The 15,074-nt window shown below is 68.0% G+C and carries 11 protein-coding genes and 3 tRNA genes; 9 read left to right on the forward strand and 5 right to left on the reverse strand.

Annotated elements, in window-relative coordinates; translation table 11 throughout:
* Positions 1-59 precede the first annotated feature (59 nt).
* Together ACWGJ5_RS10150 and ACWGJ5_RS10155 are read right to left on the reverse strand one after the other, a co-directional pair.
* Positions 60-1,499 carry an FGGY family carbohydrate kinase gene (locus tag ACWGJ5_RS10150; protein WP_453309280.1) on the reverse strand — a complete coding sequence of 480 codons (1,440 nt, stop codon included), beginning with the start codon at positions 1,497-1,499 and terminating at the stop codon, positions 60-62.
* Positions 1,500-1,571: 72 nt separating this feature from the next.
* Positions 1,572-1,877 (reverse strand): YtxH domain-containing protein, encoded by a 306-nt coding sequence (locus ACWGJ5_RS10155; RefSeq protein WP_351798025.1) that lies wholly within the window; start codon positions 1,875-1,877, stop codon positions 1,572-1,574.
* A 160-nt stretch (positions 1,878-2,037) separates the two neighbouring features.
* Between ACWGJ5_RS10155 and ACWGJ5_RS10160 the strand changes: the two genes are divergently transcribed.
* From ACWGJ5_RS10160 to ACWGJ5_RS10170, 3 genes are all read left to right on the forward strand, one after another.
* Positions 2,038-2,110, forward strand: a tRNA-Asn gene (locus ACWGJ5_RS10160).
* A 6-nt stretch (positions 2,111-2,116) separates the two neighbouring features.
* Positions 2,117-2,189: transfer RNA gene (locus tag ACWGJ5_RS10165), tRNA-Asn, on the forward strand.
* Positions 2,190-2,366: 177 nt separating this feature from the next.
* Positions 2,367-2,443, forward strand: a tRNA-Ile gene (locus ACWGJ5_RS10170).
* 147 nt (positions 2,444-2,590) lie between these two features.
* On the opposite strand, the gene ACWGJ5_RS10175 is transcribed toward ACWGJ5_RS10170, so the two are convergent.
* Entirely contained in the window at positions 2,591-3,529 is a 939-nt protein-coding gene (locus ACWGJ5_RS10175; RefSeq protein ID WP_453309281.1) for a tyrosine-type recombinase/integrase, read from the reverse strand.
* Positions 3,530-3,658: 129 nt separating this feature from the next.
* Positions 3,659-4,174, reverse strand: coding sequence for a hypothetical protein (locus ACWGJ5_RS10180; protein WP_453309282.1), 516 nt, complete (start codon positions 4,172-4,174; stop codon positions 3,659-3,661).
* 1,412 nt (positions 4,175-5,586) lie between these two features.
* Between ACWGJ5_RS10180 and ACWGJ5_RS10185 the strand changes: the two genes are divergently transcribed.
* The 4 genes from ACWGJ5_RS10185 (at position 5,587) to ACWGJ5_RS10200 (ending at position 12,198) form a co-directional block, all read left to right on the forward strand.
* Positions 5,587-6,135 (forward strand): hypothetical protein, encoded by a 549-nt coding sequence (locus ACWGJ5_RS10185; protein ID WP_453309283.1) that lies wholly within the window; start codon positions 5,587-5,589, stop codon positions 6,133-6,135.
* A gap of 308 nt (positions 6,136-6,443) precedes the next feature.
* Positions 6,444-6,779 carry a hypothetical protein gene (locus ACWGJ5_RS10190; protein WP_453309284.1) on the forward strand — a complete coding sequence of 112 codons (336 nt, stop codon included), beginning with the start codon at positions 6,444-6,446 and terminating at the stop codon, positions 6,777-6,779.
* 465 nt (positions 6,780-7,244) lie between these two features.
* Complete coding sequence (locus ACWGJ5_RS10195; protein WP_453309285.1) at positions 7,245-11,330, forward strand: SGNH/GDSL hydrolase family protein; 4,086 nt, start codon at positions 7,245-7,247, stop codon at positions 11,328-11,330.
* 91 nt (positions 11,331-11,421) lie between these two features.
* Entirely contained in the window at positions 11,422-12,198 is a 777-nt protein-coding gene (locus tag ACWGJ5_RS10200) for a hypothetical protein (RefSeq protein WP_453309286.1), read from the forward strand.
* A 157-nt stretch (positions 12,199-12,355) separates the two neighbouring features.
* Here ACWGJ5_RS10200 and ACWGJ5_RS10205 read toward each other — a convergent pair whose 3' ends face one another.
* Positions 12,356-12,703: a hypothetical protein gene (locus ACWGJ5_RS10205; RefSeq protein ID WP_453309287.1), complete on the reverse strand. Its 348-nt coding sequence runs from the start codon at positions 12,701-12,703 to the stop codon at positions 12,356-12,358.
* Between the two features lie 960 nt (positions 12,704-13,663).
* Between ACWGJ5_RS10205 and ACWGJ5_RS10210 the strand changes: the two genes are divergently transcribed.
* Both ACWGJ5_RS10210 and ACWGJ5_RS10215 read left to right on the forward strand, forming a co-directional pair.
* Positions 13,664-13,834 carry a hypothetical protein gene (locus ACWGJ5_RS10210; protein WP_453309288.1) on the forward strand — a complete coding sequence of 57 codons (171 nt, stop codon included), beginning with the start codon at positions 13,664-13,666 and terminating at the stop codon, positions 13,832-13,834.
* A 302-nt stretch (positions 13,835-14,136) separates the two neighbouring features.
* Positions 14,137-15,066, forward strand: coding sequence for a PqqD family protein (locus tag ACWGJ5_RS10215; protein ID WP_453309289.1), 930 nt, complete (start codon positions 14,137-14,139; stop codon positions 15,064-15,066).
* The last annotated feature ends 8 nt before the right edge of the window (positions 15,067-15,074 follow it).

Below are 15,074 nucleotides of genomic sequence, written 5' to 3' on the forward strand. Positions count from 1 at the left end.
GTCGGACACTCCACCCGCGTTACCTCAACCGATTAATCCGGCGGACCGGCCCACTTGAGCTAAGAGCGGAACGCCCCCGGGTGGGTCTGCTCCCGCACCGCCGTGAACTGCTGGCGCACCGCCTGCCCCACGGCCAGCTCGTCGCCCGGCTCCAGCACCTGCGCCGCCGCACCCTGCCAGGCCGGCGGGGTGCGCGGATCGAGGGTGCCCTGTGACACACCGAGTGCCCAGGCCGCCTGCCGGGCCGCGCCGATCGCCGCGTAGTCCGCGGGCTGCGGTACGACGACCTGCGCGCCGAACAGCGAGGGCGCCGAGGCCTGTACGGCGGGCAGCTCGGCGGCCGGGCCGAGCAGGAAGATGCGCCGCACGTCCACGCCCCGCCCGCGCAGCACGTCCAGCGCGTCGCCGAGGCCGCACAGCATGCCCTCGAACGCCGCCCGCGCCAGATGCTCGGGCTTCATCGACTCGCGCCTGAGGCCCGCGAGGGTCCCGGCGGTGTGCGGCAGATTCGGCGTCCGCTCCCCCTCCAGATAGGGGAGCAGGACCAGCCCGTGCGCGCCCGGTGTGGACTTCATCGCCAGCTCGGACAGGCTCTCCAGGTCCGGCAGCCCGAGGAGTTCGGCGGTCCCGCGCAGGGCCCGTACGGCGTTCAGGGTGGTCACGACCGGCAGGTGCATGCCGGTGGCGTCGGCGAGCGAGGTGATCATCCCGGACTGGTCGGCGAGCGCCTCGGGGTGCACGGCCATCACGGACCCGGAGGCACCGAGGGACACCACCGCGTCCCCGAGCCCGATCCCGAGCCCGAAAGCGGCGGCCATGGTCTCCCCGGTCCCGGCGGAGATCAGCAGCCCCTCCGGGGTCGTACCGGCCGCGTCCGACGGGCCGATCACCTCCGGCAGCATCGCCTGATGGCCGAGCGCCAGCTCGACCAGGTCGGGTCGGTAGCCGCCGGTGGCCGCCGACCAGTACCCGGTGCCGGAGGCGCCACCGCGGTCGGTGGTCCTGCGCACCGGCCGCCCGAGCAGCTGCCAGACCAGCCAGTCGTGCGCCTGGAGCAGTACGGCCGTCCTGCGGGCGTTCTCGGGTTCGGTCTTGGCGAGCCAGCGCAGCTTGGTGACCGGCTGGGCGGCCTGCGGCACACTGCCGACGGCCTGCGCCCAGGCCTCCCGGCCGCCGAGCGCGTCGATCAGGTCCGCCGCCGCGACCTGCGCCCGCTTGTCGCCGCCGACCAGCGCCGGGCGCACGGTGTTGCCCTGGGCGTCCAGCGGGACCAGCGCGTTCTGCTGGGCCGACACGCCGATGGCCTGCACGCCCTCGAGGAGGCCGCCGCCGGCCGCCTCGCCGAGGGAGAGCAGCCAGGCCTGCGGGTCCACGTCGCTGGGGCGGCCCTCCGTCGGATGCGGGGCGTACCCCTGCCTTAGTACGGCACCGGTGTCCGTGTCGCAGACCACGATGCGTGTGAAGTCCGGTGAGCTGTCCAAGCCGGCGACTATCCCCATGCCCTGAATTTTGCAGCATTCCTGTGGATGCGGTGGCCGAGGGCGTCCATGCGAGTGGGGATGCGTGTGCCGCTACGTGTTGCTGGTGCCCCAGTCGTCCTCCGGCGTGCCGTTCAGGTTCCGCTCGCGGAGGGAACGTACGCGCTGGGCGACGGTCTCGGGAACGCGGTCGCCGACCCTGTCGCTGACCGTGTGGAAGGCCTTGCCGGCGTACTGGCGGCCCTGCTGGGCGGCGGTCTCGGCCGTGTTGCGGACGGCCGGGTTCTGCGCGATCCGCCGAGCGGACTTCTTCAGCTGCTCGTAGCGCTCGCGACCGGCCCTCGTGCCGAGTACGTAACCGAGGGCCAGTCCGGCGACGAACGTGAGCCGGTAGCGCATGGCTGCCACCCTTCCCTTGCCTGGGTCTGCTGGTGCGACGTGGGCGCCGGGGGGAACCGATTGGCGGAGCACCCCCCTGCTTGCGCTAATGTATGTGTCGCAGCGAGCGCCCGCCCCCTGGCGAATACCCAGGTAGGTACGTTCGATGCAATCGAGGCGATCCTCCGTAGCTCAATTGGCAGAGCAGCCGGCTGTTAACCGGCAGGTTACTGGTTCGAGTCCAGTCGGGGGAGCTTCGGTCCTCCGTAGCTCAATTGGCAGAGCAGCCGGCTGTTAACCGGCAGGTTACTGGTTCGAGTCCAGTCGGGGGAGCGCTATGAACGAGGACCCCTTGGGGGTCCTTTTTCATGCCCGCGGGAACCGCCGTGCCTGCGTCGATGTCCTCAAGGTCATGAGCAGCGCAGAAGCCGACCATCCTGAAGCAGGAGATCGTATGAGCGGCTATGCTGCGGCAGCAGGCGCGCACACTTGTACGCGACACGCCGCTATGGGGCGGTAGCTCAGCCGGTTAGAGCAGCGGACTCATAATCCGTCGGCCGTGGGTTCGAGTCCCACCCGCCCCACCAGGCGCCAGAAGTGCAGAAGCGTTTCTACCTGCGGAAACGTATGAAGGAGGGCCGCCACGCCAGCGTGGCGGCCCTCCTTCACTCCCTCAGCCCAAGATCCAGGGGACACGCAGGGGACACGGGACCGGTCCAGGGGGCAGACGGCCCTCAGGCGGCCTTCCGGCGCCTGCTCGGCGCTCGGCGGGCGGTCCGGGATGCTGGGGGCGGCAGACCCGTCGGCAGCGCCCGGCCGGCCAGGGTCGGGGACACGGGCCGGGCGATCGTGAAGTGGGTGAGCGAGAAGTCGGCTCGCTGGTCCTCGGGGTACCGGTCGTTGAAGTTCTCGACCCGGACCAGCTCCAGGTCGTGGGCCGTGCGGTGATCGCGTATCCGCTTCACCTTCGCGTTGGCGGCGTCGTCCTGTCCCCGGCCCGCGAGGATGACCACCCCGCGGAGATCGGTGTCGGGTTGGGTCTGTGCTCCAACGGCCCGCTTCTCCCCTGGCTGCCGCGCGCCGTGGGCGAAGAGGACGGGGATGCCGCCCGGCCAGGCCGTCTCGGGGATCTCCAGCGGGATGCGTACCCGGAAGGGCAGGTCGCGGGGGACGACGGCCATGACCGACTCGGCCTCGGCCCGCGTCATCTCGGGCAGCACGCTGGTGGAGGTGTCGGACGTGATCTGGCGCGAGGAGTGCCCCAGCTTCTCCTGGACGACCCTGATGTCGTTGCCGGCGAGCAGGGACGGCGTGTTGGCGAGGTGGCGGAGATCGTGGAGGCGGACCGGTCGCAGGCCGGACAGCTCCACGAGGCGGGTGAAGCGTCGGGAGATCCAGTCGGGGTGGAACGCCTCGCCGTCTGGTGCGAGGTCGTGCGCTTGAAGACGCCCGGACCGGCAGCCTCGTCCAGCTCTCGAGGCTGGGTGGCCGGCGGTAGGACGTAAAGCGCGCTGTGGGTAGTGCTGTCGAGCGCCTCCACCGTGCTCACCGACCAGCTTGAACTCAAAGCCGGGGAACTGCTCGTGCGCGGCCCGGACGAACGCGGCGATCTCCTCGTGACCGCGCACGTCGCCCCGCGGGTCGGTGGAGGTGCCGTGCCCGGACCACGCCACGGCAACCGCCTTGCCGAGCACGCCGACGTCAGCGGCGTTCCACGCCTCGAAGTAGCCGCTCAGCGGCGAACGACGGCGCGCGGAGGGAGGGACGCGGCGTGCGCTGCTCCGCGCCCCTCCGCTTACCCGTCAGCCGTGGACCAGGGGCGAACCCTTGAGTTCCTTGGTGACCGGCCCCTTGCCGTCTCCCGCGATGTCGTAAACGACTGTCGAGTCCGATGACCACCACACGTCACCGTCATAGAGCTCCGACGGTACGGTGCACGTGTTGACCGGCTCGTCGAGGAACCACGTGTAGTGCTCATTGACCAGCTTGGTCAGGTCGCACGTCTTGGTCGCATCGATCGCATCCGGGCTGTCTTTGCCAGGACGGCCCTCGAGTCTCGTGGTGATCACGAAGCTGGTGAACCGCTTACTGAGGTCCACCACCTGATCGTCGAGAATCTGCCAGCTCACATGTGACGTCGCGGAGATGCGCCCGTTGACCAGCTTGGCCTCGTTCGCCACGTAGTACGTCGTCGCCGGCCTCTTGTCCGGGAAGGTGACGGTGAAGTCGCTGGTGTTCGTCGCAGCCGAAGCCGGCCCCGACAGCGCGAGCGTGCCGGCCGCGGCCAGGCACACCGCAGTGATGAGCGTCTTGCGCATAGAACGTCCTTTTCTCAGGTGCGATTGATCTGGAAGATGTCGGCCTTGTCGGTCCAGCCCCCGCCGCCCCGTACGGCAGGTCTTTGAAGCTGGGCCCTCGCTTGGGCGAGGCGAGCTGGCGCTGACGGGCCTCCAGTGGCCGGGAGAGGAAGTCCAGGAGGGTGGCCGCCCCGTAGTCGGGGTCCCATTGGCCGAGTCAGTAGAAGACCGAGCTGAGCTGGTCGCGAACCCGTAGTCGCCAGGTTCATCTTGCCGTCGCTGGAGAACTGCAGCCGCCTGCCTTTGTGGCGTGGTGCCCGATGCTTGCCAGCCTGTGCAACCGGCAGCCTTCAGCTGTGACATGACGCACGGCGGCAACAGGGGCGTTGCTGGAACTCGCCGACAATCCGAGGTAGCGAAGCGGCCAAGTGGTGCCAAACGGGCAAACGCTGCTACGCCATTGACGAATTCCGCGCCTGCAACACCATCTGGTCGGCCATCAGCACCCCTCCGCTTTCAGGCAGGGGGCAGTCACACAGTGGTGCGAGCGGCCCCCGTTGCCGTTCCGATGCCCCCTTCTTCGAACGCGCTGGTCAGCCGCGTTCGAGAGCGAGCGGGGTCACTGTAAGCAGGCGAGGGACGGGCGACGCAACAGACAATCTCCGGACCGGGACTTCCGGGTGGCGTGAAAGCGATACCTCAGTCAGACAAGCCGACACCCTCGTTCTGTGCAGTTATGGCGAAGCTTTCGCGAAAACCCATGGTGGACCGAAGCGTTGGCGTATGTGAAGTAGGCTGAAAGTAGGCCCTGTGGAACCACCTGTGTGCCCGGTGGCAGGGCGCCGGTGTTGCGATCGCCCCTCGGCGTGCTGATCCGGCGTCGACCGCGGCGCCTTCGACTTCACTTCGTCCCATGGGCGTTGGTGGATCACGTGACCGTCGTCGTCCTCAGTGGATCCATGACGTAGTCGCGGTCGGCTCGAATTTCCCCACCCCGGTTCAGCTTCGGGCTGGCCAGTTCGGAAAACCGTCCCCTGAGCAGTTGGACCCAGTCCGTCGCTCTCATGGGCGGCCCACCCAGGGTGATCCCGGTAGCCTCCGCCGACCACAGATGAATTTCCGCCGTCGGTTCGCCTGGGCCCGGGTTCCGTTTCTCGCAGCAGATGGTTGGGGCACATGCGTGCCCCCTGATTCCGCTTACCTGTCGGCAGGCATCGTCCCTTGGTCATGTCGAGTCTTATGGTCTTGCGCCTGCTGGTGGCTGTGTGCTTAGAGTGACGACCTGCCCCCGGTCAGTTGGGGAACTGCCTGCCCGCATCGTTCGGGCGGGACGGGGGCGGACGACCAACACACGCTCAGCGCAACGGGGACCACACACGCGCGTGCCGCAACGGCCTGGTCCCCTTGTGCCTTCAACACGGGGGAACTTCGCCATGCGTAAATGGCTGCCTGCCCTTGCCCTGTCCTCAGCTTTCGTCACTTCGGTTCTGGTAGCCCCACAAGCCCTGGCCGCGGACTCGAAGCCGGTTGCCGAGAAGGTGCCCGGCACCAGCGTCGAGTTTTCACCGAGTGCGGCGCGCAATCCGCAGACGCGTGCCCTCGCGGCGGCCAACCCCGCAGCGGTACAAGCCGGCGGCTTGTTGTGTGGAAGTGGATACAAGCTGGCACTTGTGGAGCCCCTTCCGGATTCACGCCGGTTCGGAACCCTGTTCACGTACATCAAGGAAGTCACGCGGCCGGCAAAGTCGGGGGCATGCGCCGTGTTCGACAACAACCTCGGGGCCAAGAAGCACATGAAGCTGAAACTGTGCTGGACCACGTGCAAGGTTGATGAAGGCTCGTTCTCCGACTATGCAGGTCCCGTCAAGTACGAGAGCAACGATTCAAACTTCCAACCCCGCTGTGCCGTGGTGAACGCCCTGATGTGGGAGGGCGACGTCGCGATCATCGACCGCCAGACCCACGTCGACGCCTGCGACTGACCATCACCCGCCGCTCTCTTTCTCCGAGGCAGATATCCATGTCCGTGCGTACGCCGGTGTCCCGTCGGCTCCTCGTCCTGCTCGTCGCTGCTTCAGCGATGACCGCAGCGTGCGGGCATGATCAGGAAAGCCGTCGGCCGGCCACCGCAGCAGTCCAGGACACATCGCCGGCTTCCGTTACGCCGTCGGCTGCCGCGAACCCGTCGACTGGCACTCCGGGACCTGACAGCACAGAGGCGGCCAGACAGAAGGCGGAAAGGGAGCGCAGGCAGGCTGCACCGCCTGGAGTGACCATCACGCCGTCCCCGGTGACCGGCATCGCCAAGGGCAGCGAGCACTTCGGAACTCCGGTCATCCGCCAAGGAGACGTGACCGTTTACACGGCCAAGCGGGCCAAGGATGGGCTGACGGTGCCCGTGGAGGTGGTCAACAGCGGGACCAAGCGCGCTTTCTACCGGTTCCGTATCCGGGTGACGGGGTCGGGCGGTTTCGATGCCACGGTCAGCGCCTCGATGGACGTCGTCGGCCTGTATCCGGGTACTTCGTGGCCGACTGAGCTGACGGTGGGCGACCCCGGTCACACGCCTCCAGCGCATCCGCACATCACCATCGAGAGCGTCGAGCGGAACGAATACAAGTCCTAGAGAACGGCGCCCTCCACTCTCTTCCCGGCCACCATCCATAACGGCCCCTTCGCGCTGGCTGTTTGGTGAGTCGGTTCGGGGCGCGGCCGGCCCCCATGCGGGACGCACACGCTGATGCGTGCCTCCGTCCATGGGGGCCGGCACCGACGGAGCCTCTCGGGGCGCCGCCCACCACATTCAGTGACTCTCCCGAGTCCGTGGCCGGCTGGTTCACCAGCTCTGGCATGAACGCGTACTTGACCGTTGCCGCCACGCTTCCGGGGCAAGCGGACCCGGCTGTAGAAATCCGGGTCCGCCGTCCGCGCCGTTGCCGCCTCCACCGCCGGCCAACCCACTTCGCACTCGCGTCCACCCTCTGGCCCACTCGCCGGGGGTGGGCGGCCGAGCCCTGCCCCGACCAGGCAGGGGGCACCTCTCAACCAGAAACGGGGAAGCTCTCTCTTGAGACGCAGAAAAAGAGCCCATGTGCCCATAGCTGCCCTGGCAGCCTGCGCCGCCTTGACCGGCGGCCTGCTGCAGGCAGCGCCTGCCGCTGCCGCACCGCGCTCCGGCCACGGGCAGCAACACGGCACACCGGTACCACCGGCACCGCCCACCAGCATCGCGCATCCGGACAGCAAGCTTGGCAAGGGCTGGAAGAGCAGTGGGGACCGCGCCGTGACCGCGGCCGCCGACACGGGCGGGCTGAAGATCCTCGTGGCGGACAGCGGCAAGGCGTACGCGTGGAAGACGGCCGCCGAACTGTCCGAGCCGGGTCTGACGGCGGACTCGTGGATCGGCAACCAGTGCGTGATGGACCGCGACCACGTCGCGGCCGTGTACGCGCCGCGCACCTTCACGAACAAGCCGGACCTGATGCAGGGCGGCGCGTTCGCCGCCATCGTCGACACGGCCACCGGGCACGTGACGAAGCTGCCGTTCACCGTGTCGCTGGCCTACTTCGACCCGTCCTGCAACACCCGGACGCACACGGCCGCGTTCACCGCCTTCCGGGACGTCAACGACCCGGCCCTGACGAAGACCCGTGTGGTGACCGTCGACACGGCCGGAAAGCCCCTGGGCAGGGCGGCTCTCAAGGGTGAGATCACCAGCGCCGTGCCGGTCGAGGACGGGGCGGTGGCCGCGCGCGGCCACAACCTGGTGCACATCGACCGTGCCGGCGAGGTGAAGGACCTCGCCACCGGGGACAGCGTCCCGTTCGACATCCGGCCCGCACAGGACGGCAAGATCGCCTTCGTCGACCGCAAGGACACGAAGACCTCACAGGCGAAGGTGTGGTCCGGGCACGGCAGGCCGGCCCTCGTCGCCACCGGGAAGCTGGGCGACCTCGACCTGATGCCGGGCGAGGCGGGCCGGGTGTTCCTCACCGGTCACCCCAAGGGAACCGCCAAAGTGCGAGGCACCGGCATCACCCGGATCGTCGCCCCCGCCGACACCGACATCTCCACGCGAGGACGCCTCGCCGTCGAACCGGTCCTCACACCGGGCATCCGCGCGGGTCTGGCACACATCAAGAGCGCGGGCAAGGGGTTCACCAGGAACGAGCCCGCCCCGCAGGACACCAGGCCGGCCCCTGAGACCGTGGCCGGGGACCAGCCCGTGACCGTCACCAGCACGGCCACCGCCACCGGTGAGAAGGTCACCCAGTCGGTCGCGGACACGACGGCACCGAGCGGGAAGAACCCCAGCCCCGCTCTGCCCATCACGGGCGGCAGGGGCAAGGGGTCCTCGGTGGCGCGGGTCAACGACCCCACCACGGCGGTGGACCCGCGGGACACCGACCGCATCTGCGCCGTCTCCCGCAACGACGTCAACGCGCAGGCGCTGCAGCCGACGCCGAACCAGGTCGAGTGGGCCGTCGACATGGCCGTACGCGGCCAGCTGCGCTCCCAGTACCTGCGGCAGGGCGGCTACCGCAGCCAGAGCGGTCTGGGCACGATCGACCCCCAGGGCCTGTTCTCGGTGCCGAGGCTGGCGGGTGGTGACGGCAAGGGACGTATCCCGGCGAACGTGCTGCTCGGCATCATGGCGCAGGAGTCCAACCTGTGGCAGGCCGAGGGCGGTTCGATCCCCGGCCAGATGGGCAACCCGCTCGCCGCGATGGACGGCTACTACGGCCGCAAGGCCGTGGAGAACGACCCGGACGCCTACTGGAAGATCCACTGGGACAAGTCCGACTGTGGGTACGGCGTCGGTCAGGTCACCGACGGTATGCGCCTGGCCGGCCACGAGAAGACGGACGCCAACGGGCACAAGGAGAAGGCGCTGGACCCGGGCCTGCAGAAGGCCATCGCCGTCGACTACGCCACGAACATCGCCGCCGCGATGCAGATCCTGGCCGACAAGTGGAACGAGGTCCACGCCGCCGGGCAGACGGTCACCGTCAACAACGACGACCCGTCCATGGTCGAGAACTGGTTCACCGCCGTGTGGAACTACAACCTCGGCTTCAACCCGGCTGCGGACGCGGGCAAGAACGCCGGCCACTGGGGTCTGGGCTGGTACAACAACCCGGCCAACCCGCTCTACAAGAAGAGCTGGGGCCATCCGTTCATGGACACCGACGTGGACGGCCCGACCGCGAACAAGGACGCCGCGCATCCGCAGGACTGGCCCTACGAGGAGAAGGTGATGGGCTGGGCCGCCTGGTCCATCGACACCGGTTTCTCCTACGGCACCGACGGCAAGCAGGACTGGCCCGGCGACTCCGGATTCAACTCCGCAGGTTTCCAACCCGCGTGGTGGGTCACCAAGGACGCCCGCAGCCATGTCTCCCCGCCGCTGGACGCATTCTGCAACACCAAGAACAACTGCGACCCGAACGTTCCGCCGAACTGCCCGAACATCGACTGCTACAAGCAGTACTGGTGGAACCAGCCCAACGTGACCTGGAAGGACGACTGCAAGCTCACCTGCGGGCACGAGAACATCAAGTACCAGACGCTGATCTCGGAGCCGGGGCAGGGGCATCGTCTGCAGGACGGCACCCCCATCTGCACCGGAGCCCCCTCCGGCGCGAAGGTCGTGGCCTCGGTGGCGGACGGCACACCGACATGGTCCGACTGCGGCAACACCAGATCCGCGGGAACCTTCGGCTTCCGCTTCTTCCCTGACTCCGACGGCCACTACGAGGGCAAGGAGGACCTGCACCAGGTCGGCGGCGGATACGGCGGCCACTACTGGTACGCCCACACCCGCAACGCGGACCACCTCGGCGGTGACGGCGGCCGTATGGCCATCAACGGCGTCTGGACCCTCGGGCAGGATCTCGGCTGGGCCCGGGTCCTGGTGCATCTGCCCGACACCGGCGCGCAGACCAGGCAGGCCAAGTACCACGTCCTCAACACCGACAGCACGAGCCCCGCTCGGTCCGTGCAGCAGCGTGCGGGACGCTGGGTGAGCCTGGGCGCGTTCCACTTCACGGGGCGGCCGGCGGTCATGCTGTCGAACGTCACCGACGACGGCACGGCCGACGAGGACATCGCCTGGGGTTCGGTCGCGTTCCAGCCGCTGCCGGGCAAGCCGAAGAACGTGGTCGTCGCCATGGGTGACTCGTACTCCTCCGGCGAGGGCGCCTCCGAGGGCGACCGGGACTACTACCCGGAGACCAACTACCGCAGCAAGCTCGACGACAACGCCCGCAACGCCTGCCACCGCTCCACCCAGGCGTGGTCGCGTCAGGCCACGATGCCCGGTGCGTCGCAGTCGATCGGCCGGCTGGACGACTCGCTGGACCCGAGCATGGACTACCACCTGATCGCCTGCTCGGGTGCGCGCACCTACAACATTCTGCCCAAGGACGTGGGGGCCGACAGCGTTCTGTCGAAGGGCGAGAGCCAGAACGGCGAGGAGCCCCAGATCGACAAGGGCTATCTGGACAAGAACACCACCCTCGTCACGATCTCCATCGGCGGCAACGACTCCCGGTTCTCCCAGATCGTCCAGAAGTGCCTGCTGTCCATCGGTAACGGCAGTTGTAAGGGCGAGACGTTCGACAAGACGGACGACAGCGTCAACGGCCGGGACAAGCAGTTCCTCGGACAGCCGCTGGAGACGGCCGTTCCGGGCCTCATGAACCAGGTCGTCCGGCCGGACATCACACGGGTCCTGAAGGAGATCCACAAGAGGGCGCAGAACGCGAAGATCGTCCTGATGGGGTACCCACCCCTGATCTCCGACAAGGGATCGTGCCTGAACATCGGTTTCAGCGGCATGGCCATCGGCCTGTCCGAGGCATCCGCGGGCTGGCTCGACGACACCGCCGACACACTGGCGGCGGCGATGCAGGGCGCGGCCGACGACGCCAAGGCCTCGGGCATCAACGTGTGGTTCTCCAACCCGAAGAGCGACTTCGCGGGCAAGGGCGTGTGCGGTGACCCGGAGCAGGTCCACGGCATCGTCAAGACCCTGACCAAGTCCGACGATCCGATCAAGGACTGGCCGCTGATCAACCAGTACGGCCTGTCGGCCCAGTCGTTCCACCCGAAGATCGGGGGCGCGCGCCTGTACGCGAACGCTCTCGAGCGCACGATGACAGGCATGAGCCTGTAGCCGTCTGAGTACGGGTACTCATGCCCGGCCCGGCCGTCCTGGTGGACAGTGACGGTCGGGCCGGGCGTACGACGATGAGAGGCGGACAAGCATGAGGGCCTTCGCGCGGCGTGCCGCCGGCTCGAAGAGCGTGTGGGGATCGTTGGCGGTGGTCGTCCTGTTCGCCATGTCGGCCTGTTCCACGACCCCGGACCGTGCCGTCAGCGACAAGCAGCTGCGCAAGCTCGGGGAGAGCGGCCAGGCCGTGCAGGCCCGGCAGCGGGCGGAGCAACAACTCCGGGACGTGGCACGGGCGTACGCCGACCGCACGCCCTTGTCGCTCGGCCTGATCGTGGTGCACGACGTGTGCGTGCCGGGATCGGGACCGGGCTGGTTCTTCCAGCAGAAGACCGACGACTACAAGGTCGTCTGCTCGATGAACATCACCGCCTACTACGGCGCCGACCCCAGGCACATGGGCGACACCCTCGACGGGATCCTGACCGCAGGCGACCACGCCCGTACCGGGCCGGCCGGAACCGCACGCCCCATCCCGTTCACGCACGACGACCACGGAAAACGGCTCGTCGCCTACTACCGGGGGCACGGCCCGAACCCCCAGGGCCCGCAGGCCGCGGAGCCGACCCGGCTGGCCGTCACCGGACAGACGCTGACCTGGGACACGACACGCGGCGGCGCCCCGCGCCGACTGGTCGAGGAACCCTACGCCGGCCTCGTCGACGATCCGCCGGTGTCCCGCGTGGTCCGTGACCCGAAGACCGCCACAGTCGCCGCCATCCGGAAACGGTACGGCCTGGTGTTCAAGCTGGAACTCCCCTACAGCGACTATTACGGAGTGCTCAAGGACGGTCGGACGCGCACGCAGTGACGCCGGTGCCGGCCGGGCACGGCTCCATCGGCTCCCGTACGCACAGGCGCAGCCAGGTGTGCGCGGCATCGCCGGGGGCGATGCCGCGCATCCACGCGATGCGCACCGCTGCATTTCCCCTTGAGCACGGCCTGCGTCAAGGGCAATCATGACGCCCTCACCGGCCCGCCCACCGCATCGAGCGCGCCCGATGCGCATCCATCCGCACGGTGGTGCGGCTACCGGTGCAAAGCCACCACGGAGTCCACCGCCGCCGGGCCCGCTCCACGTGCTCACCGCGCAATGCCTGCAGAGTCTGGATGACGTCGGTCGGTGCGTCGGGGAGGTCCTGGCTGACGAAATGCGCGATGGTGCGGGCGGTCCCCGAGCCGGCGCAGGGGTCGGTGTCGTCGGACAACGCGGTCACGGGGGAGACGATCAGTTCCGCGATGCCCGGCAGCAGCCCCGGCAGCCGCTCCAGCTCGGGCGCGAGCCGCGCGGCCTGGACGTCGTCTCCGGCCTCCACCCCAGGCTCACCGCCGGCGGCCGTCAGACCGCGGACAAGGGTGTCCCGTGCACGCTGCTCCCTCGATCACCGTCCGCCCAAGGGCGGTCCGAAACGAAGGAGCCACCGCGATGACCACGCACCGAACACCGGCAGGCGCCCGGTGCGCCCGCCTCGATCGCAGGCCCGACCAGCACCGGGCAAGCCGCCACGGCCTTCTACGGCACGCACTTGGGATGGCACTTTGGCGCCCAGCACCGAGCAGGATGGAAAACCCGCAGCTCACCGCGTAGATACGATCGCCCGCCGCGCCGTCACAGCCCTCTTCTCTCCTCCTGAACTTCTGTGTGCCGACGCCCAAGCAGCCGCCCAGGCCGCTGTCGACGCACCCGACGGGGTGGGCACCATCGCGTCGTACTGGACCGAGGTTCCGCTGCCCGACACGAAGCGCTTCTCACCGGGGCCGAGATCCATCGAGATCTCGGCCGCGTGTCCGTCTACCGTCCCGAGCGGAACCTCAACAGAACCTCAAATGGCCCGCCCCTGAATGATCCGTGTCTCGCCAAAAGGGACATACGGTTGATCTTTGCCTCTCGAGTGAACTGGAGGGCAACTTGATGGCAAAAGGATCTTGACGGCCCCGACCGCGCGCGGATAAGTTCTCTGCGTGCCTTCGGGGGAAGGCAGAAAAGAACCGGGGGGTTTTCTTGACTCGGATGCTGGCCGCGACAGGGCCGACGAGTTTCTGATTCTTCTGCGCATTTCTGCGCGGCTCTTTCGATTGGCACGCCTCACTGGTTGAAATCGGTCGTCCGTCCTGAGGCGACGTCCGGCCAGTTTGCGCGAAATTTTCCATCAAAGCTTCGGCAATCTGTTGTCGTGCACCTGTCAGTTGCACGGGATTGCCGAAAGGAGTCCTTAGCGCATGGGCTCCTGCCGCGCCCCCTCAGGGCGACACCACAGCGGGAGGAGGTGGAAAACATGGAGAACGTCGACGTCATCGAGCTCGAGGACGACATTGTCGAGTTCGAGTCCGCCGAGGACAACACGGCGAACGTGGCGAACGTGGCCAACGTCGCGAACGTTGCCAACGTCGCCAACGTCGCGAACGTTGCCAACGTGGCGAACGTCGCCAACGTGGCGAACGTCTGATGAGGCTGGGTGGCGGGGAAATTCCCCGTCACCCCGTCTTCCCCCGTACACACACACACGCCGGAAACGATGGCGGGAAACACTGGTGAGTCTCCCGCGACCCTGCTGAAAGGTAAAACCGTACTGTGGCGCGCTCGGTGATTGAAGAAAAGCTGCAAGCGGCCCGCGTGTTGGCGGAGGCGCTTGCCGCTGACGACAATGGATCAATCGATTCGATGTATATCGCGGGAAGCCTGACGGCAGGCCTCGGAAATCCCACGAGTGATGCCGATCTTTTCGTTCTCTACGCCGACGACTCCGCCATGGGCGACGACGTCACGCAGTACAACGTGAACGGCCACCGGGTCGATGTGGAGCGTTACACGCTCGCATTCGTCGAGGACGCGGTGAACACGATCACTTCCTTCGCGCTGCAGCGTGACAACCTGACAGACCTCCACAAACTGCCCGACAAGCTGGACTTCGTCTGCCGTCTGTACACCTCCGAGATCGTCGCGCCCTCGCCCTCCCTCGACGGTTTCAAGCAGCGGATCGACTCCTCCGTCGCCAACATCCGCCAGGTCGCGGTCAATTACTCCGCCATCGCGGTCAACGGCCACCTCGAGGACTTCCTCGGCGCCTCGGTGGACGGTGACTTCGAGACCGCGGCACTAGTCGGCCAGGAGCTGACCGCCTATGCCGGCAAAGCCGTCGCTGCAGCCTCCGGCGACCTCTACTACAGCAAGAAGTGGGTCTACAAGCAGCTCGACCGCACTCCTGTCGCAGGGTTCCCGAAGGACACCTTCATCGACTTCCAGCGCGGCAACTGGACCGGCCGCGGCCCTGGCGCCGCCGAAGAGCTCGTCTTCTTCGTGCAGACCTGCGTCGCGGCGAGCCAGCTGCTCAGCCGCCACGATGTCTCCCTCGACGCCTGGCCGTGGGCTCCGCCGGCCGGACCGACCACCGAGGGCCTGTGGCGCAACCCCTCGTACAACGTCCTCGGGCAGCGGGACGGAATCCTGCTCCACTGGGAGCTGCGCCGCCAGTTGATGCTGCGCGATCCCGCCGCCTTCGTGTGGGCCCTGTGCGACGGCCGCAGCCGGCAGGGCGTCATCGACGCCGTGCAGCAGCTGGCCGAACACGTCCCCGCGCTCAAGGCCATGACCCCCGAGCGCATCGAGCGGCTGCTCGAGTCGCTGCGCTCACGTGACCTCGTGGGCGGCGAACCGTACTCCGTCCTCGACACCATCTGATCGGGCAG

The organism is Streptomyces sp. NPDC054783 (assembly GCF_053611725.1).

Bases quoted from the DNA above. Each gene is read 5' to 3' on its own strand.
- ACWGJ5_RS10200 (WP_453309286.1), top strand. From the start codon at position 11,422: ATGAGGGCCTTCGCGCGGCGTGCCGCCGGCTCGAAGAGCGTGTGGGGA.
- ACWGJ5_RS10150 (WP_453309280.1), bottom strand. From the start codon at position 1,499: ATGGGGATAGTCGCCGGCTTGGACAGCTCACCGGACTTCACACGCATC.
- ACWGJ5_RS10155 (WP_351798025.1), bottom strand. From the start codon at position 1,877: ATGCGCTACCGGCTCACGTTCGTCGCCGGACTGGCCCTCGGTTACGTA.
- ACWGJ5_RS10210 (WP_453309288.1), top strand. From the start codon at position 13,664: ATGGAGAACGTCGACGTCATCGAGCTCGAGGACGACATTGTCGAGTTC.
- ACWGJ5_RS10180 (WP_453309282.1), bottom strand. From the start codon at position 4,174: ATGCGCAAGACGCTCATCACTGCGGTGTGCCTGGCCGCGGCCGGCACG.
- ACWGJ5_RS10215 (WP_453309289.1), top strand. From the start codon at position 14,137: ATGGGCGACGACGTCACGCAGTACAACGTGAACGGCCACCGGGTCGAT.
- ACWGJ5_RS10185 (WP_453309283.1), top strand. From the start codon at position 5,587: ATGCGTAAATGGCTGCCTGCCCTTGCCCTGTCCTCAGCTTTCGTCACT.